General features: G+C 65.8%; 23 protein-coding genes. 9 read left to right on the plus strand and 14 right to left on the minus strand.

Features of this window, described 5'->3' with window-relative positions; translation table 11 throughout:
* Positions 1–57: 57 nt before the first annotated feature.
* From recD to HHA01_RS06565, 5 genes are all read right to left on the minus strand, one after another.
* Positions 58–2370 (minus strand): exodeoxyribonuclease V subunit alpha, encoded by a 2313-nt coding sequence (recD, locus tag HHA01_RS06540; protein ID WP_141318927.1) that lies wholly within the window; start codon positions 2368–2370, stop codon positions 58–60.
* Positions 2367–6512 (minus strand): exodeoxyribonuclease V subunit beta, encoded by a 4146-nt coding sequence (gene recB, locus HHA01_RS06545; protein WP_373862939.1) that lies wholly within the window; start codon positions 6510–6512, stop codon positions 2367–2369. The genes recD and recB overlap by 4 nt, the downstream gene beginning before the upstream one ends.
* Positions 6513–6550: 38 nt before the next feature.
* Positions 6551–10258, minus strand: coding sequence for an exodeoxyribonuclease V subunit gamma (gene recC, locus HHA01_RS06555; protein WP_141318929.1), 3708 nt, complete (start codon positions 10256–10258; stop codon positions 6551–6553).
* A gap of 127 nt (positions 10259–10385) precedes the next feature.
* Positions 10386–10679: a type II toxin-antitoxin system RelE/ParE family toxin gene (locus HHA01_RS06560; RefSeq protein WP_141318931.1), complete on the minus strand. Its 294-nt coding sequence runs from the start codon at positions 10677–10679 to the stop codon at positions 10386–10388.
* Entirely contained in the window at positions 10676–10969 is a 294-nt protein-coding gene (locus HHA01_RS06565) for an antitoxin of toxin-antitoxin stability system (RefSeq protein ID WP_141318933.1), read from the minus strand. The genes HHA01_RS06560 and HHA01_RS06565 overlap by 4 nt, the downstream gene beginning before the upstream one ends.
* Positions 10970–11145: 176 nt before the next feature.
* On the opposite strand from HHA01_RS06565, the gene HHA01_RS06570 reads away from it, so the two are divergent.
* Positions 11146–11475 (plus strand): hypothetical protein, encoded by a 330-nt coding sequence (locus HHA01_RS06570; RefSeq protein ID WP_141318935.1) that lies wholly within the window; start codon positions 11146–11148, stop codon positions 11473–11475.
* 46 nt (positions 11476–11521) lie between these two features.
* Positions 11522–12010, plus strand: coding sequence for a metallophosphoesterase family protein (locus tag HHA01_RS06575; RefSeq protein ID WP_141318937.1), 489 nt, complete (start codon positions 11522–11524; stop codon positions 12008–12010).
* Between the two features lie 36 nt (positions 12011–12046).
* Here HHA01_RS06575 and HHA01_RS06580 read toward each other — a convergent pair whose 3' ends face one another.
* Positions 12047–12931: a LysR family transcriptional regulator gene (locus HHA01_RS06580; RefSeq protein WP_170214841.1), complete on the minus strand. Its 885-nt coding sequence runs from the start codon at positions 12929–12931 to the stop codon at positions 12047–12049.
* A gap of 99 nt (positions 12932–13030) precedes the next feature.
* On the opposite strand from HHA01_RS06580, the gene HHA01_RS06585 reads away from it, so the two are divergent.
* Positions 13031–13987 carry a permease gene (locus HHA01_RS06585; RefSeq protein WP_141318941.1) on the plus strand — a complete coding sequence of 319 codons (957 nt, stop codon included), beginning with the start codon at positions 13031–13033 and terminating at the stop codon, positions 13985–13987.
* A gap of 65 nt (positions 13988–14052) precedes the next feature.
* Here the strand turns inward: HHA01_RS06585 and HHA01_RS06590 are convergent, their stop codons facing one another.
* The 8 genes from HHA01_RS06590 to HHA01_RS06625 form a co-directional block, all read right to left on the minus strand.
* Positions 14053–15024, minus strand: a complete 972-nt coding sequence (locus tag HHA01_RS06590) for a glycoside hydrolase family protein (protein WP_141318943.1) — start codon at positions 15022–15024, stop codon at positions 14053–14055.
* A 38-nt stretch (positions 15025–15062) separates the two neighbouring features.
* Entirely contained in the window at positions 15063–16373 is a 1311-nt protein-coding gene (locus HHA01_RS06595) for an arsenic transporter (protein WP_141318945.1), read from the minus strand.
* Positions 16374–16387: 14 nt separating this feature from the next.
* Positions 16388–17104 carry an arsenical resistance protein ArsH gene (arsH, locus tag HHA01_RS06600; RefSeq protein WP_141318947.1) on the minus strand — a complete coding sequence of 239 codons (717 nt, stop codon included), beginning with the start codon at positions 17102–17104 and terminating at the stop codon, positions 16388–16390.
* A complete protein-coding gene (arsC, locus tag HHA01_RS06605) occupies positions 17101–17523 on the minus strand; it encodes an arsenate reductase (glutaredoxin) (RefSeq protein ID WP_141318949.1) in 423 nt (140 codons plus the stop codon). Before arsC ends, arsH begins: the two co-directional genes overlap by 4 nt.
* Positions 17520–17867 carry an ArsR/SmtB family transcription factor gene (locus tag HHA01_RS06610; protein ID WP_246053836.1) on the minus strand — a complete coding sequence of 116 codons (348 nt, stop codon included), beginning with the start codon at positions 17865–17867 and terminating at the stop codon, positions 17520–17522. The genes arsC and HHA01_RS06610 overlap by 4 nt, the downstream gene beginning before the upstream one ends.
* 131 nt (positions 17868–17998) lie before the next feature.
* Positions 17999–18487, minus strand: a complete 489-nt coding sequence (locus HHA01_RS06615) for a methylated-DNA--[protein]-cysteine S-methyltransferase (protein ID WP_141318953.1) — start codon at positions 18485–18487, stop codon at positions 17999–18001.
* Positions 18484–19968: a DNA-3-methyladenine glycosylase 2 family protein gene (locus HHA01_RS06620; RefSeq protein WP_307725344.1), complete on the minus strand. Its 1485-nt coding sequence runs from the start codon at positions 19966–19968 to the stop codon at positions 18484–18486. The genes HHA01_RS06615 and HHA01_RS06620 overlap by 4 nt, the downstream gene beginning before the upstream one ends.
* Positions 19969–20063: 95 nt before the next feature.
* Positions 20064–21062, minus strand: a complete 999-nt coding sequence (locus HHA01_RS06625; protein ID WP_141318955.1) for an AraC family transcriptional regulator — start codon at positions 21060–21062, stop codon at positions 20064–20066.
* A gap of 321 nt (positions 21063–21383) precedes the next feature.
* Between HHA01_RS06625 and antA the strand changes: the two genes are divergently transcribed.
* From antA to catA, 6 genes are all read left to right on the plus strand, one after another.
* On the plus strand, positions 21384–22769 hold the full coding sequence (antA, locus tag HHA01_RS06630; protein ID WP_141318957.1) for an anthranilate 1,2-dioxygenase large subunit: 1386 nt from the start codon (positions 21384–21386) through the stop codon (positions 22767–22769).
* Between the two features lie 3 nt (positions 22770–22772).
* On the plus strand, positions 22773–23258 hold the full coding sequence (gene antB / locus HHA01_RS06635; protein ID WP_141318959.1) for an anthranilate 1,2-dioxygenase small subunit: 486 nt from the start codon (positions 22773–22775) through the stop codon (positions 23256–23258).
* Between the two features lie 20 nt (positions 23259–23278).
* On the plus strand, positions 23279–24295 hold the full coding sequence (gene antC, locus HHA01_RS06640; protein WP_141318961.1) for an anthranilate 1,2-dioxygenase electron transfer component AntC: 1017 nt from the start codon (positions 23279–23281) through the stop codon (positions 24293–24295).
* Between the two features lie 103 nt (positions 24296–24398).
* Positions 24399–25523 (plus strand): muconate cycloisomerase family protein, encoded by a 1125-nt coding sequence (locus tag HHA01_RS06645; protein ID WP_141318963.1) that lies wholly within the window; start codon positions 24399–24401, stop codon positions 25521–25523.
* A gap of 21 nt (positions 25524–25544) precedes the next feature.
* Positions 25545–25835 carry a muconolactone Delta-isomerase gene (catC, locus tag HHA01_RS06650; RefSeq protein WP_141318966.1) on the plus strand — a complete coding sequence of 97 codons (291 nt, stop codon included), beginning with the start codon at positions 25545–25547 and terminating at the stop codon, positions 25833–25835.
* Between the two features lie 64 nt (positions 25836–25899).
* Positions 25900–26874: a catechol 1,2-dioxygenase gene (gene catA, locus HHA01_RS06655; protein ID WP_141318968.1), complete on the plus strand. Its 975-nt coding sequence runs from the start codon at positions 25900–25902 to the stop codon at positions 26872–26874.
* The last annotated feature ends 44 nt before the right edge of the window (positions 26875–26918 follow it).

Below are 26918 nucleotides of genomic sequence, written 5' to 3' on the forward strand. Positions count from 1 at the left end.
CCATCACCTACGAGCGCTATGTTACTTGGCGTTATAGAGGACTCCATCCCTGCAGTCTCAACCCCCCAACCCACTCACTCGCATCACTCGGCGCTGCGCGGCGTCGAGTAGCTGCCCTCGGCCGGTCTCTGCCAGCGTCAGCCAGTGGCGGGCGCGGGTGATGCCGGTGTAGACCAGTTCTCGGGTGAGGATGGGGTTGGGGGCGTCGGGCAGTACCAGGGCGGCGTGGGTGAATTCCGAGCCCTGGGATTTGTGCACGGTCATGGCGAAGACGGTTTCCACGGCTTGCAGGCGTGAGGGCAGTACCCACTTGATGCGCTCGCTGCCGTCGCCGGCGGGGAAGGCGACGCGCAGCAGGTGACCGCTGTGCCCACCCGGGCTGGCGTCGGGGCGTGGCATGGCGAGGGTGATGCCGATGTCGCCGTTCATCAGGCCGAGGCCGTAGTTGTTTTTGGTTACCAGTACCGGGCGGCCGGGGTACCAGAGTTGGCGGCCGTCCTGGCTGTCGATTAGCTTCTCGCGCTCCAGTGCCTGGCGCACGCGCTCGTTCAGGCCTTCCACGCCCCAGGGGCCGCGGCGCAGGGCGCACAGTAGCTGGAACTGGCCGTGGGCGTTGAGCACGCGGCGTGCCCAGTCGTCGAAGGCGGCCTGGGGGCCGTCATCGGCGGGGCGCTCCTGCGCCATGACGGTCAGGAAATGCGCATAGCCCACGGGTGGGGCAGGTTCTGAGGCGTATTCCTGGCTTGTCTCGCTGTGGTCCTTCTGCGGGAAGCCTTGCGGGTAGCCGGTAACGGCCAGGCGCGGCAGCCACTGGGTATCATCGCTTTTCAGCTTGAGGTGCGAGAGGTCGGCATAGCCGTGGTCCAGCACGCGGCGGATGGCGGTGCGTTTCTCGCGGGCCTCACTCTCGGCGAGCGGCGCGTTGATGGCGGCGGCCAGCTGGCCGATGCCGCTCTCGGCGGTGAAGCGATGGCTGACGCGCAGCATGGCGATGCTCTGGTCGAGCGGCTGGCCATGCGCATCGAGCACCTCGTCGGGCAGGCGCTGCCCGGTGGCCTCATGCAGCCAGTCGGCGGTGGCCGAGGTGTAGTGGCCGCCTTCGGCGCGGGCGCACAGGTCGCCGAGGATCGAGCCGGCTTCCACCGAGGCGAGCTGGTCCTTGTCGCCGAGCAGAATCAGCCGCGCATGCGGCGGCAGGGCTTCGAGCAGGGCGGCCATCATCACCACATCGACCATCGAGGCTTCATCGACCACCAGCACGTCCAGCGGCAGCGGGTTGTGGCGGTCGTGGCGGAAGCGCCGGGTGTCGGGACGCGAGCCGAGCAGGCGGTGGAGTGTCGCCACTTCCTTGGGCACGCTGGCTTCGAGATGCGCTACGCCGCTCGACGATGCGGTGTTGGTGTCCTCCTCAAACTGCTCATTTACTACCTGTAAACTCCGCGTTTTCGTCGAACCCCGCCTTGCCTCGTCTTCGCTTGTGACGCGCATGGTTTGGAGAGAGCCGGTGTCTTGTGCCAGTTGCTCGAAGGGCAGGCGGCCGACCTGACCGGCAATGGATTCATTGAGCCGGGCGGCGGCCTTGCCGGTGGGTGCGGCGAGGCGGATGCGCAGGGCCTGTTCGCCGCGGCCCAGGGTGAGGCCTTGCAGCAGGGCCAGCAGGCGCACCACGGTGGTGGTCTTGCCGGTGCCGGGGCCGCCGGTGATCACCGCAAACGGCGAGCGGGTCGCCAGGGCGCAGGCGGTCTTCTGCCAGTCGTGTTGGTCCTGCGGCGCGAAGAGCGTATCCAGCAGCGGGCGCAGGCGTGCGGCTTCCGGGGGCTCGGTCGCTGAGTTATCAACCGCCAGACGCATGGCGATGCGGCTGTGGATATCCTGCTCGTGTTGCCAGTAACGCCGCAGGTAGAGGCGCGGGCGTTCGGCCGTGCCGTCGAGCACCAGTGGCGTGGCGCCGGGGCCGTCGCCGACCAGTTCGGGCTGGTGCAACGCGGCGCACCAGTCGGCGATCTCGAGCCCGGCCATCACCTGGCTGGGCAGCGGCGGTGGCTCCTCCAGGCTGTCGCCCTCGGGGGGCAGCGAGAGCGCCAGGTCCGGCGTTTCCAGGGTCAGGGCGAGATCCAGGCAGACGTGGCCGCGGCCCAGCTGGTGGCTGGCCAGGGCGGCGGCCAGCAGCAGCAGAGGCGAGGCGTCGGCGACCTCACGATACAAGAAGTCGGCGAAGGCGCGGTCCAGCGAGCGCAGCCAGCCGCGGGCCACCCAGCGTTCCAGCAGGGCGAACAGCGCCGCGGGCTCGGCCAGCGCGTTTTCGGGCGCTTGGTCAAGCGTGCCCTGTGGCGCGGCGTCGAGCGGCGGTTGGGAATGCGTTGGGCTCATGCGGCGGCCTCCTCGGCGGCACGGAACAGGGCATCGAGCCCTTCGATCAACTCGCGGGGCGGGCACTCGGCATGCACGCCGCGCGAGGGCGAGCGACTGCCGCGCAGGAAGACGTAGAGCGCTCCGCCCAGGTGGCGCTCGATGTCATAGCCCGGCTGGCGGGCCTTGAGCAGCCGGTGCAGGGCCAGCAGGTAGAGGCAGTACTGCACGTCGTAGCGCTTGGCGAGCACCGCCTCGGTCATGGCCTCGGGGGCGTAGGCGGCGTCATCCGCGCCCAGGTGGTTGGACTTCCAGTCGAGCACGTAATAGCGCCCCTGATGCTCGGCCACCAGGTCGATGAAGCCCTTGAGCATGCCGTTGAGCCGGTCCGGGTCGAGGGCCGGTCGGGCGCGGCCGCCCAGGGTGTGACGGCTGACCAGGGTATCCAGCTGGCGGGTGTCGACCTGATGGACCGCCAGCCAGAACTCCATTTCCACGCGGTAGCGGCTGAGCCGGTCGAGGCGCAGCGGCGTGGTGCCGCCGGCATCCGCGTCACCGCCCGGCAGGGGCAGTTCGGCGCTGAGCAGCTCGGGCAGCCATGCTCTGAGCGCGGGAATCTGGTGCTCCCAGCCGCGGCGCTTGGCGCGGCGGGCGATGGTCTCGTCGCGCAGGTCGGCGTCCTCGGCCACTCGGGCGAAGCCCTGTTCGCCGGCCCACTCCAGCAGGCCGTGGAGGAAGGTACCCGCCGAGGGCCCGCGGGGGAAGGCATGCAGGGCGCCTTCACCGGCCGGCCCGCCGTGGAGGGGCAGGCTGCCGCTGTCGCGGGGTTCGTCATGCACTTCCCGGGCGCTTTCCTCGCCGGGCGTGGTGGGCTCGCTGGGCAGGCTCGGTTCATCGGCGGTGTCGCTGGCCTGGCGCTGCGAGTAGCCGAGCGCCGAGTAGCTGGCGATCCACCAGTGTTCGCGAATCCTGCGGCTCGGGCTACGGGCCGGGGCCAGTGGGGTGGTGTCCTCGCGGCTCGGCACCGGGGTGGCGTCACGCGCCGGGGCCTCGCAGACGCTGATCATGCGCGCGCCGTCGTCGGTCGAGCCGTCCGGGTGATGGGTGTCGTCCAGGGGCTCGAGGGCCGGGCGCAGGCTCTGGCCGTCCAGGGGCGCGTCGCCGCCGATCAGCCGGCCGATGGCCGAGTGCTCCAGTTGCTCCAGCGGCGCCAGGCCTAGCCAGGTGGCGTGGCGGGCGCGGGTCAGGGCGACATAGAGCTTGCGCATGTCCTCGCTGAGGCGTTCGTGGTCGGCGCGTTCGCGAATCGCCTCGTCGGCTTCCAGGGAGAGGCGCAGTCGGCCCTCGTCGTCGTGCCAGCGCAGAGGCAGGTCGTCCTTTTTGGTCTGGCGGGCGGCGGCGATGAACGGCAGGAAGACCAGCGGGTACTCGAGGCCCTTGGACTTGTGAATGGTCACCACCTGCACGAGGTCGGCGTCGCTCTCCAGGCGCAGCTTGTGGGCTTCGCTCTGCTCCTGGGGGCGGCCGATGGCTTCGCGCAGGTGGCGCAGCAGGGCGTGCTCGCCGTCGAGTTCGGTGCTGGCCTGTTGCAGCAGCTCGCCGAGGTGCAATAGGTCGGTGAGCCGACGTTCACCCTCCGGCACCGTGAGCAGCCGGCCGGGTACGGCGAAGTCGGCCAGCATCTGGTGGAGCATGGGCAGTACGCCGCGCTGCCACCATTGGCGGTGGTAGTCGCGGAACTGCATGACGCGGGCTTCCCAGGCCAGTTCGTCCTGCTGGTCGCCGCCGTTGAGGGCGTCGAGTTCGGCCAGCGTGAGCCCCAGGCTGGGGCTGGCCAAGGCGGCGCGCAGGGCGCGGGCGTTGTCGGGTTCGGCGCAGGCGGCCAGCCACAGCTCGAGCTCGGCGGCGGCCTCGGTCTCGTAGACGCCTTCCTTGTCGGAGAGGTAGACACTGCGCACGCCGCGTTGCAGCAGGGCGCGGCGGATGGCGCGGGCCTCGCTGCCGCTGTTGACCAGCACGGCGAGGTCCGAGGGCGCCAGGGGGCGGAAGCTGTCGTCCTCGCGGTGGGCGAAGCCGGTCTGCCCGGCCTGGCCTTCGTTCAACAGCCTGGCCATCTCGCTGGCGCAGCGCTCGGCCAGCTCGTTGATGTAGGCGCCCTTGCCGATGCCGGCCTCGGCTTCCAGGTGCCACAGGCTGAGCGCCGGCTGGGGTGTGCCCTGGCGGACCAGTGCATCCTTGCGGCCCTTGGCGGCGACGGACTGAAACGGAACCGGATCCTCCTCGCCCTGGCGAAACAAAAAGGCGCCGCTTGCGAGGTTGGCTTCGGCGTGGGCGAAGACGCGATTGACGGCGCCGACCATGGCGGCGGCGGAGCGGAAGTTGGTGCCCAGGGTGACATGGCGGCCCTGGGTGTCGCGGCGGGCCTTGAGGTAGGTGTGAATATCCGCGCCGCGAAAGGCGTAGATGGCCTGCTTGGGGTCGCCGATCAGCAGCACGGCGCAGTCCTGGTGGTTGTCGGCGAGCTGGTAGACGTGGTCGAAGAGCCGGTACTGCACCGGGTCGGTGTCCTGGAATTCGTCGACCAGGGCCACCGGGAACTGCTGGCGGATGCGGGTGGCCAGGGTCTCGCCGGCTTCGCCCTGGAAGGCGGCGTCCAGATGGTGCAGCAGGTCGTCGGGGCCGAGCTCGGCGCGGCGGCGCTGGACCATGTTGCGCCGCTTGGCCATCCAGTGCACGGCATGGCTGAGCAGGTCGGCGAAGGGCTCGGGCAGGCTGTCGAGGCGTGCCTTGAGGGGCTCGGTGGCTTCCAGCGCGGGGTGCGCGATGGGCGAGCCGTCCTTCCAGATTTCGGCCATGCCTTCCGGGGTGAGGCGCTGCCAGGCGGCGTCGGTGAGGCCGGGGTGGATGGCCTCGGGGTCGTGGGCCCAGCTGCGCAGCTTGTCGAACCAGTTGGTGCGGTTCTTGACGTTGAGCTTCTTGCCGTCGAAGGCCTTGCGGCTGGCGGCTTCCTCGATCTGCTGTTGCAGGTCGTCGATCCATTCGCGCCAGGGGGCCTTGAGTTCTTCGAGGATGCGTTCACGTTCCTGGCGGGCGTTGGCCAGGGTGGTGGCGGGCTCCGGGGCCTCGGGCAGGGCGTCGGCGTGCACGCGTAGCTGGTCCACGGCCTGATTCAGGGCGTCCGGGGATTTCCAGTGGCGGGTGATGACGCCGAGTTCCTCGGGTTCCAGGGCGTAGTAGAAGCTGCGCCAGTAGTCGCGGGCGATCTCGAGGTTCATGGCCGATTGGTCGAGTTCCATGGCCAGGGCGAACAGGCTGCCGCTGTCGAAGGCGTGTTCGCGCAGCATGCGGTGGCACCAGGCGTGGATGGTGGAGACGGCGGCCTCGTCCATCCATTCGGCGGCCAGGCGCAGGCGGCGGGCGTAGGCCGGCCAGCTTTCTCTGGGGTAGCTATCGCGGAGGGCGAGTAGCGGGTCGGCGGCTTGGTTCCGGGGCGGGGCTTGTTCTGTGGGCGGCGCTTTGTCGGCGCCAGGTCCAAGCGGAGACGCGGTAAATCCTTCCGTGGACGCTACATTCAACATCCCTGTTGAATGATCTCCGCTTGTCCCTGTCCCCGACGCGCCTGATTCAGCCGCTTCGTCTAAACTGCCTGGCGCCGCCGTACCGGCAAAAAGGTCGGTGGTTGTGTTCCGGGACGGGGCTTCTTCTGGAGCAGGCCTTTCCGGAGGCGCTGTAAACCCATCCCTGGGCGCTACCGATGCCATACCTGGCATCGGACCTCCTTCAAGGCCTGCTCCAGACGCCCCTTCGGCGGGTCCGCTGGCTGTTCCCGGTGCGCCTGCTCCTGATCCGCTGTCAGCGTCGCCGCCTGTCGCCGCTGTGCTGGTGTCGGGTTGGAAGGCGTCGGCGGCTTCCACCAGCCGGGCGCGGATGCGTTCGCGCAGTTCCTGGGTGGCGGCGTTGGTGAAGGTCACCACGAGGATTTCCGGGGGCGTGAGGGGCCGCGGGAAGGCGTCGCTGTCGTGTTCGTCGCGTGGGCCGAGCACCAGGCGCAGGTAGAGCAGGGCGATGGTGAAGGTCTTGCCGGTGCCGGCGCTGGCTTCGATCAGCCGGCTGCCGGGCAGCGGCAGGTGGATCGGGTCCAGGGTGGGGGCCTGTTCGCTCATGGCGGTTTCCCCTGCGCTCAAGGCGGCTTCTCCTTCGCTCATGGCTGTTTCCCCTGCGCTGTGGTCTTGTTGCCCTTTGAGCTTGCCTTGTCGCGCTTGACCGCGTGGTGCAGCGGCGCGTAGAGGGCGTCGGCCAGTTCGCCGAAGTGGCGCTCGGCGGTGCGCTGGCGGGCGAGTTCATCGAAGCTTCGCCACTGGCGGGCCAGGTAGGCGTCGCGCTGGAGCTCGCCGGGGTTGTAGTCGTCGCCTTCGAAGACCTTGGCGGCGGCCTGGTAGGCCTTGAGGTCGTTGTCCTCCTGGCGCTCCGGGCTGCCCAGGCAGCGATCCAGTTGGGCGATGTCGCCGCCTTCCTTGATCCAGGTGAAGGCGGCGTCGCGGGCCAGCGGCAGGGGGGCGGTCATGCCGGCCTGCCAGGCCGAGGCGATGGCGGTCAGGCGGGCGCGGGCCAGTTCCGGGTCGAGCGGGTGGAGGGTGCCGCCGCCGGCGCGCGAGCGCAGCTCGGTGGTGACCGGGCCGACGGCGATCTGGGCGGCCAGGTGCTCGACCCAGGGCGTCAGCCAGTGTTTCCAGTGGTACTTGCCCTTGTTGACCAGACTGCTGGTGATCAGCTTGAGGCGGCATACGTCGCCCTGGTCGTTCTCGCGCAGTTCGTCGAGCCAGTCTTCCACGGCGAGGGGGCCGCCCGCGGCCTCGAGCTCCAGCGAGACGGGCGCCGGCAGGGCGCGGGGGTGGGGCCAGGCGGCGAGCAGTTCGGCGTATTCGCTGAACAGCTCGTCCAGCGGTTCGACCAGGTCGTCGCGCATGCGCTGGGCGAAGCCGCCCATGGCCAGCCGGCCTTCGCGTTCCAGGCGCGCCAGGGTGCTCTCGACAGCGGGCATGGGGGATTCGCGGTCTTCCACGGCGCGGCGCCCGGCCTGGATCAGTTCATCCTGCAGCTGCCAGTGGGTCAGGCCGTCCAGCTCGAAGGGCTCGTGGTCGGGGCTTTCGGTGCTCTCTCGCTCCAGGTGGACGCCCAGCCGGGTGTTGAAGAAGGCCTTGACGGGGTCCTTGAGGAAGGCGCCGAGCTGGCCGAGGGTGAGCGGATTTTGATGTGCTATTGGCGGCAAGCTGGCTGCGCTCGCACAGCTTGTAGATGTGGTGATCGAGTGCTTCCTTTTGGTGCTCTGCGGTGCATGAATCGCGCGCCATTCGTGGGCGTAGGTGAACAGGGCGTTGTCGGCATCCGACGCGGCCGTGAAATAGGCGCGGCTGAAGGGCTGCAGCGGGTGCTCGATGGTCAGGGCGTCGAGCAGGGCCTGGCCGGGGTCTGCCTCGGCCGGCGCGGCGTCGAGCTGCCAGCCGGCGGCGATATGGTCGCGCAGCTGGCCGAGCAGCACCGAGGGCGGACGTGGGGTGTTGTCGTGGATGCTGCGGCCGACCCAGCTGATCATCAGCCGGTCGCGGGCCGAGAGCAGTGCCTCGAGGAAGAGGTAGCGGTCGTCCTCGCGCCGCGAGCGGTCGCCGGGGCGGTAGTCGTGGCCCATCAGGTCGATGTCCAGCGGCCGCTGGGTGCGCGGGTAGTCGCCGTCGTTCATGCCCAGCAGGCAGACGTGGCGAAACGGGATGGCGCGCATCGGCATCAGGGTGGCGATGTTCACGGCGCCGGCCAGGAAGCGTTGCGAGAGGTTGTTGTCGTCGATCTGGCCGAGCCAGTGTTCGCGCACCACCGAGAGCGGCAGGGCCTCCTGCAGGTCGGCGTCGTCGGTGGCGTCGCGCCATTCGTCGAGGATCTCCTCGAGGCGCGTCAGGGTGTTGAGGTCGGCCTCGTCGGCGGCGCTGAAGCAGTCGGCCAGCAGCTCGCGCAGGCGCTGACACCAGGTGGCCACGTCGGTGGGCTCGGTGAGGCGCTGCCAGAGGGCTTCCAGGGTGTCGAGCAGATCGACCAGCGGGCCGGCCAGGGCGGCTTCCAGACCGCCGATATCACCATAGGGCTCGATGTCGTGCCAGGGGCCGTCGGCGCTTGCGTCGTCGGTACTGTCGCCCACCGCATAGCCGAGCAGCAGGCGGCGCAGGCCGAAGGCCCAGGTGTTGGCGGTGAGGCCCTCGGGCAGGTCGAGCCGGGCACGCTGGCGGGCGCTGAGCCCCCAGCGGATGCCGGCGCCCTCGATCCAGCGGCGCAGGATCGGCAGGGCCTCGGCGTCGAGTCCGAAGCGCTGGCGCAGGGCGGGCACTTCGAGCAGGTCGAGCAGCTCACCGACGCTGAGGCGCGATTCGGGCAGTTGCAGCAGGGCTTCCAGGGCGATCAGCAGCGGCTGGCGGTGGCGGCTGGTCTGGTCGGACAGGGTGAACGGGATGTGCCGCGGGTCGTCCGGCGCGAGGCGGCCGAACACCGCCTGGACGGCGGCGGTGTAGGTGTCGATGTCCGGCACCATGACCAGGATGTCGCGGGGCTTGAGGCTCGGGTCGGCATCGAAGGCGGCGAGCAACTGGTCGTGCAGGATCTCCACCTCGCGCAGGGCGCTGTGGGCGACATGAAAGCGCAGGCTGGTGTCGTGGTGCGGCTCGACCGCCGGCCAGGCCTCGCGGGTCTCGGCGGGTGGTCGCAGCTCCAGAATGTCGTCCTGTAGTTGCTGGAGCAGGCCGGCCTGGGCGCCGTGTTCCAGCGGCGACTCGAACAGGTCGATGCGCAGTGCCTCGGCCTCGAAGCGGGCACGATAGCTTTCCTGATCATCGAATTCGTCGAGCAGGCGCAGGTAGTCGCGGCCCTGCTTGCCCCAGGCGGCGAGCAGCGGCTGGGCGTGCAGGTGAAGCTGGGTGTCGTCGAGCTCGATGGGCATGCCGGGGCGCCGCTGCTGGCGCTTGCGGGCGGCGCGCAGCAGGTCCTTGTGCTCGATGATGTCGGCCCAGTAATGCCGGCAGGGGTTGTGCACGCAGAGCACCACCTGGCTGAACCGGGCGATGGCGGCCAGGGCTTCCAGCGTCTGGCGCGGCAGCGAGGAAATGCCGAAGACGATGACGCGGCGCGGCAGGCCGGGAGGGCGCGCCTCTCTATCACCCCACTGTGGGCTCTCGGCCAGTTCGCGGCAGGCCTCCAGGAAGCGGCCATGCACCACGGCGCGGCTGCTGGCCAGGCCGGCGTCGCCCAGGTGATGGGCGATGTCATCGCGCAGGTAACGCCACAGGGCCGGCTGCCAGCGCTGGTCGTCGTCCAGCGGGCGGGCCTGGCCACGGGCGTCGATGATCTCGTCGCGGCCCTCGGCCCAGGCCGCTAACCAGTCGGCGCGATAGACCTGATACTGGTCGAACAGATCGGCCAGTCGCTCGGCGAGCTGGTGACGCTTGCGCAGGTCGTCGTCATCGGCCAGGAAGCGCGACAGGGGCGCGAACAGCGGGTCGTCGAGCAGCGCCGGCAGCAAGCGCATCAGGCGCCAGATCAGGCGCGGCTTGTCCAGCGGCGACTCCGCCGGCACCGCACCCTCGCCATCGCGATGCACCAGCACGCTGCGGTAGGCCTGCCACAGGAAGCGCGCCGGCAAGGTGACATCCAGCGCCGCCGCCACGCCGCTGCCCCGGGGATCATCGGCGGCCAGGGCCAGCTTGAGCCACTGGCTGATGCCGTTGCTCTGCACCAGGATGGTCTCGTCCTCCAGCGGGTCGAGCGGGTGCTGGCGCATCCAGGTCACCGCCAGATCGCGCAGGTCCTCCAGGCGGTTGCCGTGCACCACCATGAAACCGGGTTGCAGGGATGCATCGGAGGAGGCGGACATGGCGATTCCTTGGCAGCGGACAACGTGCCCTCATGGTGCCGGAAAACGCCCGGGGCATGAAGCCGGCTTCGGGCAAGTGTCGGGAGGAGTGCTTCGTGAAGTCTGAACCCTTGCGGTTGGCAGGCCGTCACTCCTGAGAAGGAGGCACCGGGGGCCACTGACGAGCGGTGTGCATTAAAGCCAGCACCCAGACCCTGTCGTCGGCGAGTTCGTAGACCAGACGGTAATTTTCATGCGGGATCAGTTCCCTCGTCCCGAGGATCGTGCCAGGACGCCCCTGCATGGGGAAATGCTCCAATGCCGCCGCGGCATCGCTGAAAAGGCGATCCATGTGAACGGCTGCAATGGGATTGTCGTCTGCTATGTACTCGAGAATGTCGAACCGGTCAGCTTCGGCCTCCGGGGTCCAGACGACTTTCATGTATTGGACTCATCAGCGCGACGCAGCAGGTCAGCTCGCCGAGCGGAAGCTTCGGCCTCCATTTCCTCATTAGAGCGGCCCTGGCCGGCCTGCATCGAGGTCCGCGCCTTGTCCACCTTGCGGCGCAGAAAGTCGTCATATTCGCGTGCTTCGCGCTGCCGCTCGACGAATTCCCGCATCAGCTCGCGGACAACCTGAGACGCTGGGCGGTGGGCGGCTTCAGCTTCCGCCATGAAGGCTTCGCGTAGCTCGGACTCAAGCTTCATGGTGAACACGGACTCTTTGCTCATCGTGACTCTCCCATAACTGGTACTGAAAAAGTATATACGATGTCATGACACGTCACGACAGCCAGGATGTCACCGATGACACCTTACAGGTCACGGGCCATCAGCATCGGACTTGCCGTGCCCATTAGCTTCGGCATCATGAAGAACCCAAGGTCAACGCGAGTGATGAGGCAGTAATGAGCACAGCAACGCCACTTACTACCCCGGACGGCCGCTATATCGTGGTGCGTGGGCGCCTGTGGCGATGCACCAACCCCGACCTGCCTGAAGCCCAGCGCCAGTACTGGGTAAAACAGCTGATGCAGGCACGCCGGGATGTGGGGCAGGCGAAACGCGCGAAGGATGCGCAGGCGGAACGCGATGCTCGTGCCCGGGTCGATGAGGCCAAGCGCGCGCTGGGTGAGCGTGGGCCGGTGTGGTGGCAGGACGACGCTCCGGACTACACCCAATGCAAGATCGAAAACACCCCTTACGCCGAGTGGTATGCAGGACAGGAGAATACGTGAGGCACTCGCTGCACCGGTATCCTGCCTTGTCTTCGCGAGGAACGGTATGAAACCACACTGCATGGATCTCGACGCGCCCATCGGCGTGATCGCCGACACTCACGGCACGCTGCGCGACGAGGCGCTTATCATGCTGGAGGGCTGCGGGCTGATCCTACACCTGGGCGATGTGGGCAGCCGCGATCGGGATGAGGCGATCCTCGCGCGGCTGGGCGAGCTGGCGCCGGTGTATACGGTGCGCGGCAATGTCGATACCGCGGGCTGGACCGAGCGTCTGCCCTGGCATCTCGACCTGACGGTCAACGGCTGGCGGCTGCATCTGGTGCATGATCTCGCCGATTTCGATGCGGCCACCGCCTGCAATGCGGTGCTCCACGGCCATTCCCACAAGGCGCGCAACGAATGGCGCGATGGCCGGCTGCTGTTCAATTCCGGCGGCGCCGGCCGTCGGCGCTTCTCCCTGCCGTTGACGGTTGGCAAGCTGTGGGCCGAGGCGGCGACCCTGCGCGGTGCCATCCTGCATCTGCCGGTGTAGAAGCGGTGTCAATGAGCCGTTATCGGTCTCGGCCTTTCAGTGAGCGACCGAGTCAGCGGAGGGCGATGCACTGGTGAAGGAGAAATGCTGCCGGATGAGGTTGATCATTGCGGTGGCTCCCGGCGCGTCTGGGGCAGTCACGCTCAGCACCAGCCGTGATCCCGGCAGGTCCGGCAAACCCAACGCGGTCGGCACCGGTTGTACCCCGGCGGGCAGCGTGCTGCGCCCCAGCACGCCGATGCCGAGCCCCGCCTGGATGGCTGCCGCGACGCCGGCAATGCTGTCGCTTGTATAGGCAATGCGCCACTCATGCCCGCTGTTGCCGACGCGATCCAGTGCCGCCTGCCGCCACCAGCAGGCCTGGTCGAACAGTACCAGGGGCAGCGGGCTGGACTCCGGTAGCTCCAGCGTTTCTGCCATCACCCACCAGGTGGGGTCATGAAGCAGCGTCTCGCCGCTGCGTCGGTCGTCATCCGCCACCAGGATTCCCAGGTCCAGCGTCCCCTGATCCATGGCCGCTTCGATGCGGTCGCTGCTGGCACAGGTCACACTCAACTCGACCCTCGGCTGGCTGCGCTGGAAATTCCCCAACAGCTTGGGCCATGCCGTGCCGGCGTATTCTTCCGGGATGCCCACGCGCAAGGGGCCCGACGCCTCAGCGTCATCGAACAGGCTGGCGGCGTCGTGGAGAGCCTGGATGCTGCGGCGGGCATGCGGCAGGAGCCGTTCACCGGCGGCGGAGGGAATCACGCCGTGGCGTTGGCGTAACAGCAAGCTCTGCCCGGTGGCCAACTCGAGCTGCCCAATCTGCATGCTCACTGCCGACTGGGTGCGGCACAAGCGCTTGGCGGCATCCGTGAAGCTGCGCGCCTCCACGACCGCAACGAAGGCGGCCAGCCATTCACCTCGCAAGCTAGTCATATCAAGAAGCCTGATTCTCGTCATAAGGACAATTCGTTTTCCTTATTCTAGTCATGCCCACACCCTTGTCATGTCGAATCTTTCGCGGAGAGCCAGGACATGAAGGGGAGAATACCGCTGGTCTGGGGGGTTACCGTCGCCCTCTGGGTGGGGAGCGCGCTGTGGCCGGAGGCGAACGGCGACCTGATTCGCTCGGTTCTGGCAGAGCTCATCAAGCTGTTGCCGCTGATCGTGTTCGTGGCACTGCTGTCTGGTTGGTTGGCCGGCAGTCGGCTGGCGGATCGATGCCGCGATACGCTGAATAGCCGCCCGTGGCGGGCCATCGTGCTGGCCAGCCTGATTGGGTCGGTCACGCCTGTCTGTGGCATCGCCAGCGTGCCGTTGATCGCTGCCCTGCTGCGCCAGGGTGTCCCCATCGCGGCGGCCATGGCGTTCTGGTTGTCGGCACCGGTCACGGATCCGGGGATGCTGGTACTCACGGCGGGCATCCTGGGCTGGCCGTTCGCCCTCGGAAAACTGCTGGCGGCGCTGATGCTCGGCCTGGTGGCCGGGGCCGTCACCCAGGGGTTGGTGCTCCGGCATCCCGAGCGCCATTGGGTGCGACGCGAGGTCATGGTGACTGACGCTGCTTCCTGCGACCCGCGTCAGCGCTCGAGCTTCCTGACCGAAGCCGTTTCGACCTTTACCATGGTGCTGCGTTGGCTCACGCTCGCCCTGACGATCGAGGCCCTGGTGCGCACGTCCTTCGGAGAGGCGGGCTATGCCGTCCTGTCGACCGTGGATAGCCTCTGGGCGGTGCCGTTGGCGGTCCTGGTCGGCGGGCCGCTCTACATCGAGGGCTATGCCGCCCTGCCACTGTTGCGTGGCTTGATCGACATGGGGCTGACCCCGGGCGCCGCCATGGCCTTCCTGATCTCAGGGGCGGCCATCAGCCTGTATTCGGCCATCGCGGTGTGGAGCCTGATGCGCCCGATCGCCTTCGGTCTCTACCTGTCGCTGGGGATTGTTGGTGCCCTGGTGGCCGGTTGGGTCACGGACGGGCTCCTGGCCTGGTAAGGATGCCTCGGCCGCCGCTTGCGAAGCGGTGCTGCTTCTTCCGGTTTAGCGGCGCGAGGTCGCGCTTATCGTGTGAAGGCCCGCAGCTCGAGCCTGCCGTCGGGGCCTGCCTGGAGCTCCACCGGGTCGGTGAGCACGCCCTGAAACTCGCCGTTTTGCTGCATCAGGCAGCTCATCAGCCAGTCCCGGCCGTTGGCGTGGAGCCAGCGCGGGGCATAGCGGTCGCAGTGCGGGGTGCCGTCGAGGAAATGGCCTTCGGCGATGCGCCAGGGGCCGAGCGGGTGGTCGGCCATCAGGTAGTGAATGCCGGAGACCGGCTCGCCCGGGTAGGTCTCGCGGTAGGCCGCCGACCAGTAGGGAGCGCTGGTGCAGAACAGGCAATACCAGCGGCCATTCTTCTCGAATACCGTGGGGACCTCGATTTCGCCGAAGCCGCCGACAAAGACCGGCGGCTCGAGAGACCAGTGATACAGGTCGGGGGAGCGCGCCAGGCCGATGGCGCCGGCGGCCAGGGTGTCGTCGGGAATCGGCGAGCGCGCCGTGAAGAACATCAGCCAGCCGTCACCCTCCGGGTCGCGAATGACCCAGGGGTCGCGCAGCGACTCGTCCTTCCAGCGCTCGGGCAGGTGCGGCTCGTAGCACTCGGCATTGGGGCCGCGGCGCTCCAGGGCCAGGCCCTGCTTGTGCCAGTCTTGCAGATCCGTGCTGGTGGCATGGCCGATACGCTGATGAAGCCCGGCCTCGGCGTGACTGGTGCCGGTATAGAAGAGGTGCCAGAGGTCGTCATCGCCCTTGACGACCGAGCCCGTCCACACTGTGCAGTCGTCGAAGGCCGGCATGGGCGAGGGCTTCAGCACCGTGCCCTGATAGCTCCAGTGGACGAGGTCCGTGCTGGTGGCGTGGCCGTGGCTGACGTGCCAGTGGCGCTGTTCCGGATCGCCCAGCGCGCGGTCCGCCTGCAGGAAGAACGCATGCCAGAGGAACTGATCCTCGACGTACCAGCTATCCCAGATCCATTTGTCGGCCAGTTCCAGCATGTGTTGTCCCGCAGGTAACTATCGAAAAGTGCCTGATTCTAGGGCATTGGTAATGCCGGTAACCAGAGCGCCAGGGCCACCAGCGTGGCCAGCAGCACCGGTGGGGTGATCACCAGCCCCACCTTCATGTACTGCCCCCAGCCGATGCGATAGCCCTTGCCGGCCAGCACATGCAGCCACAGCAGGGTGGCGAGGCTGCCGATGGGCGTCAACTTGGGTCCCAGGTCGTTGCCGATGACGTTGGCGTAGACCATCAGTTGCTGGGTCTGCTGTGAGACCTCGGCCTGGTCGATGGCCAGGGCGCCGATCAGGGTAGCGGGCATGTTGTTCATCAGCGAGGCGAGGATCGCCGAGGCGAAGCCGGTGCCCACGGTGGCCACCAGGTCCCCCTGCCGACTCAGCCAGACCAGCACCTCGGCGGCGGTGTCGGTCAGCCAGGCATTGCCCAGGCCGTAGACCACCAGGTACATGCCCAGCGAGAACAGCACGATCTGCCAGGGGGCGTTGCGCAGCACGCTCTTCAGCGAGATGACATGCACGTGCCCGGCACTGAACCAGCGGCCGGCGATGGCCATCAGCACCAGGGCGGCGCACCCCATGATCAGCGCGAAGGGCAGCTCCCAGAGGGTGGTCAGGAAGAGCGCTGTCAGCAGGGCCAGCAGCAACGGGAAGGCGGCACGGAAGACCTGATGGTCGCGGATCGCCGTGGCCGGCGACTCGAGGCGCTCGACGTCGTAGCGGCCGGGCACTTCGCGGCGGAAGTACCAGCCGAGCACCAGCAGCGTGGCCAGCAAGGCGACCAGGTCCACCGGCACCATGACCAGTGCATAGCGGCTGAAGCCGATGTCGAAGTAGTTGGCGCTGACGATGTTCACCAGGTTGGAGATGATCAGCGGCAGGCTGGTGGAGTCAGCGACGAAGCCGGTGGCGATGATGAAGGCCAGGGCCGCGCCGGGCCGGAAGTCCAGCCGGGCCAGAATGGCCACCACGATGGGCGTGAGCAGCAGGGCGGCGCCGTCGTTGGCGAAGACCGCCGCGATCATGGCGCCGAGCAGGATGACCAGCGGAAACAGCAGCCGGCCCCGGCCATTGCCCCAGCGCGCGATGTGCAGGGCGGCCCAGGCGAAGAAGCCGGCCTCGTCGAGGATCAGCGAGATGATGATCAGCGCCACGAAGGTGAAGGTGGCGTCCCACACGATGTGCCACACGGAGCCCACATCGCCCCAGTCGACCACGCCCAGCAGCAGCGCCACGCCGGCGCCGCCCAGGGCGCTCCAGCCGATGCCCAGCCCGCGGGGCTGCCAGATGACCAGCACCAGCGTGGCCACGAAGATGCCGAATGCCAGCATGAAAGGCTCCGTTGTCAGTGAGTGGCCTGGTTGACGCGCTGCGAGACCTGTTCGGCGCTTTCCACCCGCTCGGAGTAGCGGTCGGTGAGATAGGCGCTGCGGTCGCGGGTCAGCCAGGTGAACTTGACCAGCTCCTCGCAGACATCCACGACGCGCTGATAGAGCGGCGAGAAGCGCATGCGTCCGGCCTCATCGAATTCGTTGAAGGCCTTGGGTACCGAGGACTGGTTGGGGATGGTCAGCATGCGCATCCAGCGGCCGAGGACGCGCAGCTGGTTGACGGCATTGAAGCTCTGGCTGCCGCCGGAGACCTCCATGACGGCCAGTGTCTTGCCCTGGGTGGGGCGCACGCCGCCCAGCGCCAGGGGGATCCAGTCGATCTGGGCCTTCATGATGCCGGTCATGGCGCCGTGGCGCTCCGGGCTGACCCAGACCATGCCCTCGCTCCAGGTGGCCAGCTCGCGCAGTTCCTGCACCCTGGGGTGGTCACTGTCGGCATCATCCGGCAGCGGCAGGCCGGAGGGGTTGAAGGTGCGCACGTCACAGCCGTACCAGCGCAACAGGCGGGCGGCTTCCTCGGCGAGCAGGCGGGAGTAGGAGCGTTCGCGCAGCGAGCCGTAGAGCACCAGGATACGCGGGGCATGCCGGGATGCCTCGGGACCGACCAGGGCGTCGATGTCGATAGGCTCGAGTTGCTCGGGGTCGATGTTGGGCAGGTCGTCGAGCTTCACGGTGTGGCCCCCTGGTGGCCGGGGCCGGTCACGACCTCGCCATCCTCCTTGGTGAAACTGGGCACCGGGTGCGGCAGCAGCGCCAGCACGGCCTCGGAGGGTCGGCAAAGCCCGGCCCCCTGTTCGGTGACCACGATGGGGCGATTGATCAACAGCGGGTGCTCGAGCATGGCATCGATCAACTGGGCGTCGCTCAGGCTCGGGTCATCCAGGCCGAGCTCATCGAAGGGCGTGCCCTTGCGGCGCAGCAGCTCGCGGGGCGTGATGGCCATGGCGGCGAGCAACTCGGCCAGCTTCTCGCGGCTCGGCGGTGTCTTCAGGTACTCGATGACATGTGGCTCCTCGCCGGAGGCACGCAGCATGGCCAGGGTATTGCGGGAGGTGCCGCAGTCCGGGTTGTGGTAGATCACGCTGATCATGTCGAGGGGCCTTGTTGAGCATCAGGAGAAGGGTGGGCCGTGAGGTCCTGCCACAGCGGTGCACAGAGCTCGGGGTTGCCGGCACAGCAGTCGCGCACCAGCGCGGCAAGCGTTTCCTGCATGTGTGCCAGGTTGGCGCGGTAGATCACCGAGCGACTCTGGCGGCGCGAGGTCACCAGGCCGGCCCGAGCCAGCACGCCCAGGTGGGTCGACATGGTGTTATGCGGCACATCCAGCTCACGGGCGATATCACCGGCGGGCAGGCCGTCCGGCTCGTAGCGCACCAGCAGCCGGAACGTCGCGAGGCGTGTCGACTGCGACAGGGCCGAGAAAACATCGATCAAGCAATTATTGTCCATATGTCGAGAATTACAGACATATTGGGCGAATGCAAAGGAAGGTTTGATGACAGTGGATCCGGCGGTCTTGCGAGCGGGGTGCGGCGGGCGCAAGGCCCTGGCACCCCGCGGCTCCCTCAGCCCAGCTCGAAGGGCACCTCGCCGGCTTCGTGGGCCAGCAGCCATTGCTTGCGGCCGATGCCGCCGGCATAACCGGTGAGGCTGCCGTCGCTGCCGATGACGCGGTGGCAGGGCACGACGATGGCCAGCGGGTTCTTGCCATTGGCGTTGCCGACGGCGCGCTGGCCGCCCTTGCAGCGGAGCTGGTCGGCGATTTCGCCGTAGTTGCGCGTCTCGCCGAAGGGAATGGTCGACAGGGCGTCCCAGACACGCCGCTGGAAGTCGGTGCCCAGGGGCGCGAGCGGCAGATCGAAGGCGTGGCGCTGGCCATCGAAGTACTCGGCCAGTTGCTGGCGCGCGCGATCCGTTACCTCGCTGGGCTTGGGCTCGCCGTCCTGACTCTGGACGAAGGCGATCTCGGTGAGGCCGCGGGCGTTGGCGGTCAGCTTGATCAGGCCCAGCGCGTCGCGCTGCGGGGGTTCGAAGTAGTCGAGCGCCTGGCTCATGGGGTTGCCTCCTTGCCCGTCGCATGCGGGACGTGAGTGTCACGAGTCGATGCCTCCAGCGTATCGCGCGCCGGCGGCTGCGCCCATAGCTGGAGGGTCAGGTAGCTGCGCCAGGGCGCGGCCTGGTCTGGATCGCATTCGCCCAGGTGGCCGAGCGCGCGGCGCACTCCGGCATCGCCTTCCAGCCAGATATCCGGGTGGCCGGTGCCGCGCATGGCGGCGTAGCGGGCGGTCCAGAGGCCGATGCCCTTGAGGCTGGTCCACTGCAGCGGGTCCGCCATCTGCTCCGGCTCGACAAAGGCGGCGGCCAAGCGTTGCAGGGTGGCCTTGCGGGCACCGGGCATGCGCAGGAAGTCGAGTTCGCTGGCGGCGACCCGGGCGGGAGTGGGGAAGTGTCGGCCCTGGGCGGCGGGCTCGCCGAGTTGCTCGACCAGCCGGCTGACCAGTTGCCGGGCGGCGGTGATCGACACTTGCTGGCCGAGGATGGCTCGCACGCCGGCCTCGAAGGGCGACCAGACGCCGGGCAGGCGCAATCCTTCGACCAGCGAAAGCTCGGGCAGCAGCCCGGTCAGATGCGTTTCGATGGTATGGGTGTCGGCATCCAGGTCGAGCACGCGGCGGATCTGTTGCACCACCTGGGGCAGCACGGACAGGTCGTCGAGCTCCAGTCGTACGCGGAAGGCGTGCTCCTCGGGGTGATGTTCGGCGGTGAACCAGCCGCGGGCATCGCCCCAGCTCACATGGCGGCCATAGTGGTGTTCGCCGACCCACTCCAGCCCCTCGATGGCACGTTGGCGATGGAAGTCGTGGAGCGGCTGCCAGGCATAGGGTGGCCGGTAGGCGAGGCTCAGGGTCAGGCCATCGCCGGCGTCATTTCCGCGGCGGCGCAGCTCGCGTGGGGCCAGCCGGATATGCCGACGAAAGGCGTCATTGAAGCGCCGCAGACTGTGAAAGCCACTCGCATGGGCCACTTCGGTGACGGGTAGCGAGGTCTGATGCAGCAACTGCTTGGCAAACAGGCACTGGCGGTGCAGGGCATAGGTCTTCGGCGCGACGCCGAGGTGTTGCTGGAAGAGTTGCCGCAGGTAGCGTTCGCCGATGCCCAGCCGCTCGCACAGCTCCCCCAGGCTGCCCTCGCGCAGGGCGCCCTCGTCGATCAGCCGCAGGGCGCGCTCGAAGGTCGTGCGGCTGCCTCGCCAGGCCGGGGAATGCGGGGCGCTGTCCGGCCGGCAGCGCAAACAGGGGCGGAAGCCGGCCTCGGCGGCGGCCAGGGCGCTCGGGTAGTAGTGCACACGGCTCTCGCGAGAGGGCAGCGCCGGGCAGATCGGCCGGCAGTAGATGCCGGTGCTGTGCACCGCGACGAAGAAGCGTCCGTCGAAGCGGGCATCCCGCGCGAGCCGTGCCTGTCGGCATTGCTCCGCGGTCAGCTCGGGCAGCATCCCCGGACCGGGTGCGCTGGTGTCATCCATCCTCGGCTTCACGCCTGATTCCTCCTGGCTCATGCGTCAGCCTGCAGTGTAGCGCGCCTGCCGGGCAAAACCGGCCGGAATCGGAGGTCTATGGCGTGAGCATGAGGTCAGTGGTGGTTCTCCTGTGAGTGACGCTGGCGACCCAGCACCTGGGATGGGCGTTCCTGGAAACGTTTTTGGTAGTCCTTGGAGAAACGACCTAACTGAAGAAAGCCGCAGTCCATGGCAATGCTGGAGACACTTTCCCGAGGGCTCGCTTTTTCAAGGCGGTTTTTTACCCACTCGAAACGCAGGTTGCGAAAATAAGCGATTGGCGTGGTATCAAAAAACTCATGAAAGTCGTGGTATAGCCGCTCCCGGGAAATGCCAGACGCTTTCTCGAGGTCCTCCAGCGTGAAGGGGTGATCGAGAGAGTCGCGCATCATGGCATCAAGGGCGTCGAGATAGCTTGGCCGCGCCTGTTGGCGCCCGAGAAGCTCCTCGGAATGGTTGTGGGGCTGAGCATAGAGCAGACAGGTAATGAGACTGCTCTCGAAGCTATTCCAGACTTCCGGCAGGTCGCACATGCAGCCTTCGGCGTTAAGAAGTTCCTGAAAGTGCGTCACCGTCTTCCACCAGTCATTGAGCGAGCCCTCGAGAGGCATCTGTGGGTCGAACACGACCGGGGTCGTTATCTGGCGGCCCAGGAGCTGACCGAGGCGCCGATGTACAGCCTCGCGCGACAAGCGTACCAACTTCTTGCGACAGTTATCCTTTATATCCAGATGCAGTGGTTGCTGGGGCGAGATGATCGTGCCTACCCGGCTGTTCGAGACAAATTCCCGCTGCGCATGTTCGATGTGCTGCTCGCCGTCCATCGGCAGACTGATGCTGTAGCTATGTACCAGGTCATCGATCTTGATGTTGACCCTTGTGGCGTACTCGATGGTGCCGAGGGATGAATTGCCAAACGCTATGCCTTCGTGGCGGAAAGCGAGCTCACGAGGTTGCGGGACCACCAGTTCATGCGGGCCGTTGATGCTGCACATCCAGCGGCAGGCTTCGTCAGGTTGATAGGCCAGGGTCGCGATTCGTTGTCGGGGCGATGTCTGGGGCAGGATGGTCATTGAGTCGTCTCCCTGATTTCTCCCAGCGGATTGAACCCATACCCGCTCGTTCTTGTTGGTGTTCCTGAGCAGGCAATGGGAGAAATAATGTTCGCATTGCGAAATAAGGTTCGTTTTGCGAACTATCGGAGAGGAGTATAGCACTCCTGTTTCAGAACGCGACGTCGACTAAAGTTGAATTCCAGGGCGTCGGCTCCGTACAGGGGCTACGCCATGAGCCCCAAAAAGTGCATAGCGTTGGTCAAAGAAGCGCATAGTGCCCCCATGCATGCGTGCCTAAGTTGTGTCTTGTCAAGATAAGCAACAAGACGGTACAGACCGATGACAGCACAACGCGCAATTCCTGAGTGGCAGCAATTCGTCGAGAACTGCCTCGACTTCCGCCCGGATGAAGGGGTCTACCAGATGGCTCGGGAGATGTTCACCGACCAGGCCCTGTTCGATCTGGAAATGGAGCTGATCTTCGAGAAACAGTGGATCTTTGCTTGCCACGAGAGTCAGATCCCCAACAACAATGACTTCATTACCATGCGGGCGGGTCGCCAGCCGATGATTATCGCTCGTGATTCCAAGGGTGAGCTGAGGGCCATGGCCAACACCTGTCAGCACCGTGGCGCGACCTTGGTACGCACCGAGTGTGGTAATCAGTCCACTTACACTTGCCCCTTCCATGCCTGGTGCTACAAGTCCGATGGTCGCCTGGTGAAGGTCAAGGCTCCGAGCGAGTACCCAGCAGACTTCGACAAGTCCAGTCGTGGCCTCAAGCAGGCGCGTATCGAGAGCTATCGTGGTTTTGTGTTCATCAGTCTCGACACGGAAGGCAGTGAAAGCCTCGAAGAATTTCTGGGCGACGCCAAGATCTTCTTCGACATGATGGTCGAGCAGGCTGAGGATGGCGAGCTGGAGGTGTTGCCCGGCAAGTCCACCTATACCTTCAACGGTAACTGGAAGCTTCAGAATGAGAACGGGCTGGACGGTTACCACGTCAGCACCGTGCACTACAACTACGTCTCGACCGTGCAACACCGCCGTGAACTCGAAGCGCAGAAGGGCGACAGCGGGGATACTCTGGATTACAGCAAGCTGGGCGCAGGTGATAAAGACACCGATGACGGCTGGTTCTCCTTCAGGAACGGGCACAGCCTCCTGTTCAGCGATATGCCCAACCCTGAAGTGCGGCCAGGCTATTCCACCGTGATGCCGCGCATGCTCGAGACCCATCCGCAAGAGCGCGCAGAGTGGACCATGCATCGCCTGCGCAACCTGAACATCTATCCCAGCCTGTTTTTCATGGACCAGATCAGCTCACAGCTGCGCATCGTGCGTCCAGTCGCCTGGAACAAGACCGAGGTCATCAGTCTTTGCCTGGGAGTGAAGGGCGAGTCCGACGCAGACCGCGAGAACCGGATTCGTCAGTTCGAAGACTTCTTCAACGTTTCCGGCATGGGGACACCCGATGACCTCATGGAATTCCGCGAGCAGCAGCATGGCTTCCAGGCACGCTCTTCTCGCTGGAGCGATATCTCCCGAGGGCACGCAGACTGGCAATACGGCGAGACGCACAACAGTCAGGTACTCGGAATTCAGCCGGTGATTACGGGAGCCGAGTTCACTCATGAGGGGCTCTACGTCAACCAGCACGGTACCTGGCAGCGGTTGCTGCTCGAGGGTCTCGAAAAGAAAGCGCTCAAGCTCCAGGAGGTGTAAGTCATGAGTCTTCAACAATCCGTCGAGCAGTTCATGTACCGCCTGGCCGAGCTCTGTGATGACCGTGACTGGGACGGCTATATCGAGCAATTTGCACCGGAGTGCGAGTTCCATATCCCGCAGTGGAAGAACGAGGACGAGATCACCAGCGATCCCAAGCGCGAGATGTCGCTGATGTATTACGCCGATCGCACCGGTATCGAAGATCGTGTTTTCCGACTGCGTACTGGAAAGTCGGCGGCCTCTACGCCACTGCCGCGCACGCTTCACCTGATCGACAACGTACGTTGCATGGAGCAGGGCGATGGCACCGTCCAGGTGCGGGTCAACTGGGTGACCCACTTCTATCGCTTTGGAGAGAGTGGCCACTTCTTCGGCACCGCCGATTACACCCTGCGAGGCGAGGGTGATGACTGGAAGGTCCTGCGCAAGCACAGCGTGGTGTTCAACGACCACATAGATTCCGTCCTGGATTTTTACCACGTCTGAGTGTCGGAGGAGGGCGAGTCATGCATAACACAGCCGCCATCATCTTTCGAGACGGCATCACGCGCTTCGTCAAGGTCGATAGCAACGAGTTGCTGATGGACGCTGCACAGCGTCACGGGGTCAATCTACCGGTAGATTGCCGGGAGGGGGTTTGTGGAACTTGCCGTTGCCTGCGCGAGGCCGGTGAGGTCGATGTCGAGTACATCGATGAGGAAGCCTTGAGCGAGGAAGAGGTTGCTGAAGGCCATGTTCTGGCTTGCCAGACGCGTCTGCTTTCAAGCCATGCGTCCTTCTATTTCGATGTGGACTCTAGCATGTGCAGCGTGGCGACTGAGGTCCACGACGCTACTGTCAGCGCCGTTGAGCAGGTCTCCGATGCTGCCGCCATCCTGGAAGTGGCCCTCGATGACCCTGACCAGGCCCTGCCATTCCTGCCGGGTCAGTATGCTCGCATTGAGGTACCGGGATCCGACGAATGGCGCGCTTATTCCTTCGCTACCTCGGGGGTAAAGCAAGGCAAGCTGCGTTTTTTGATTCGTCTGTTGCCCAGTGGCGTCATGAGTGACTATCTGCGCGATCAAGCCAGGGTTGGCGATGCCATCTCTCTGGAAGCGCCCCTGGGGGCCTTCTACCTTCGCGAGGTGCAGCGTCCCTTATTGATGGTAGCGGGTGGCACTGGCCTGTCGGCCTTTCTCGGCATGCTCGAAGAGTTGGTCGAAAAGGGCGAGTGTCAGCAGCCGATTCGTCTCGCCTATGGGGTGACACAAGAGCAGGATCTGAGCGAACTGACACGACTCGAAGCATTTACCGAGTCGCTCCCTGATTTCGCCTTCGAGACCATCGTGATGAATCCCACTGATGCTTGGCAGGGCAAACAGGGGGTGGTCTGCGACCTCTTCGATCCTGAGTTTCTGACTCAGCCCTTTGACGCTTATCTGTGTGGCCCGCCGCCAATGATCGAGGCTTCGAAGCACTGGCTCGATGAGCGTGATGTCGCCGAACACCGAGTGTTCTTCGAGAAATTTGTCTCGAGTTGACCTCCACTTCCCGGCCGGTGGGGGTTCGCCACCGGCCGAACTTTCTCACACTTTTCCCTTTCGTGAGCCTTGCCCTAGGCAAGTTGCATGGAGCCCCCATGTCATGTCCGACATCCTGATCAAAGATATCGAGACGCTGTTGGTCGATTTGCCGACCATCCGTGCCCACAAACTATCGATGACCACCATGGCTTGCCAGACGATGGTCATCATTCGCCTGCGACTATCCGATGGCACCGAGGGCATAGGTGAGGCGTCCACCATTGGCGGTCTTGCCTATGGCCCGGAGAGCCCCGAGGGCATCAAACAGACCATCGATGGCTACCTGGCGCCGCTGCTGATCGCTCAGCCGTCACACAACCTCAATGCGCTGCGCGCGCGGCTGGACCACCAGGCCCGAGGCAACAGCTTTGCCAAGTCCGGGCTCGAGACTGCCTTGCTCGATGCCGAGGGCAAGCGTCGAGGACTGTCGGTGGCAGAACTGCTCGGTGGGGCCCGGTGCCATCACCTTCCAGTTCTGTGGACATTGGCTTCCGGCGATACCCAGAAAGATATCGATGAGGCCTTTCAACGCTTCGAGGAACACCGCCACTGCGACTTCAAACTCAAGATCGGGGCCAACTCAGTGGATCAGGATGTTCGCCATGTCGGTGCCATCAAGGCGGCGCTTGGGGATAGGGCAAGCGTACGAGTGGACGTCAATCAGGCCTGGGATGAGGCCACCGCGGCTCGCGGCATCGACGCCCTGGAAGCCGCCGGTATCGATCTCGTCGAGCAACCGGTTCCTGCCCGGGAGTACGCCGGATTGACGCGTCTCGCACAGCGTTTTGTCGTGCCGATGCTGGCTGATGAAGCGGTTCATGATGCACGTGATGGGTTCACTCTGGCGGCCGGCGGATTCGGCGACGCCTTCGCGCTCAAGATCGCCAAGGCCGGGGGGCCGCGCAGCGTTCTGGAGCTGGCCCATGTGGCCCGGGCAGCAGGTGTCAGCCTCTATGGCGGCACCATGCTGGAGGGCTCCATCGGAACCGCGGCTGCTCTCCACGCCTGGGCGACACTCGGTGAACTGACCTGGGGAACCGAGATGTTTGGACCGCTGCTGCTCAAGGACGACATCGTTGTCGAGCCCCTGAACTACCACGACTTCGGTGTCGATCTACCCTCCGGTCCCGGGCTCGGCGTCCGTCTCGACGAAGACAAGCTAAACCACTATCGGCGCCGCGACTGAGCCGCGCCCAAGGAGATTCTCATGCTCTTCCAGGTGGAGATGACCGTGAAGTTGCCGCCGGAAATGCCAGCCGAACGCGTCGCCGAGATCAAGGCAACAGAGAAAGCTTACGCGCAGGAACTGCAGAAGTCCGGTAAGTGGCGACATCTGTGGCGGGTCGCTGGAAGCTACGCCAACGTCAGTATCTTTGATGTCGAGGACAACGCCGAACTGCAGGACGTGATCGGCAGCCTGCCGTTGTTTCCCTACATGGAAGTCCACGTCAAGCCGCTGTGCCGCCATCCATCTTCGATCCGTGAGGACGACTCTTGAAGCTGTCAGGCGCCGCACATGAGCGCCGGCCAACTCGTACACGACAATAACCGAGGTACCGACCATGACCGTGAAGATTTTCGATACCAATGAAGTGCAAGACTTTCTGAAGGCTGTCAGCGGATTCGAACAGGAAGGTGGCAGCGAGCGCGCCAAAGAGATCGTCCACTGCCTGCTTTCCGACCTCTACCGACTGATTGACGATTACGATATTACCCCCGAGGAGTTCTGGTCATCCGTGAGCCTGCTCAATGCGCTGGGGCAGGGCACACAGTTCGGCCTGCTGGCTCCCGGGTTGGGCTTCGATCATTTCCTGGACATGCGCATGGACGCTGTCGACGCTGAAGCTGGCCGCTCTGGCGGCACCCCCCGGACCATTGAGGGTCCGCTCTATGTGGCGGGTGCTCCGGAGCTGCAGGGTAGCGGCCGCATGGATGACGGTACTGATACCGACGCTGAGCCTATGTGGCTGACCGGGCAAGTGCGTGACACTGACGGCATGCCGGTGCCCGGCGCCAGGGTCGAGATCTGGCACGCTGACTCGAAGGGGGGATACTCCTTCTTCGATCCCTCGCAGAGCGAATACAACCTGCGTCGCACCATCATCACCGATGCCGAGGGCCGCTATGCGGTACGCAGCATCATCCCTTCGGGGTATGGCTGCCCACCGGACAGTCCGACCCAGCAGGTACTCGACCTGCTTGGCCGCCACGGTCAGCGTCCAGCACATATTCATTACTTCATATCTGCGCAGGGCTACCAGCACTTGACGACTCAGATCAATCTGGCGGGTGACCCCTACACCTATAACGACTTCGCTTTCGCCACTCGGGAAGAATTGGTGATACCAGGTCAACGGGTTGAGGATGCCGCGACAATCGGGGCCCGTGGCTTCGAGTCTCCTTTCACCGAGGTCGTCTTCGACGTCGAACTGTCATCGACCGATGACCCCGAACTGCAGCATCGCCACAAACGCCCGCGGGCCAATGAGGATGAACAGGACCTGGCCAGTCAGCAGGCAGGTAACGCTCGGGTGTGACAGGCGTCGCTAGCCGGCCCTAGGGGCCGCTGGATTCGAGCATG

It is taken from the genome of Halomonas halmophila, assembly GCF_006540005.1.
Classification (GTDB): domain Bacteria; phylum Pseudomonadota; class Gammaproteobacteria; order Pseudomonadales; family Halomonadaceae; genus Halomonas; species Halomonas halmophila.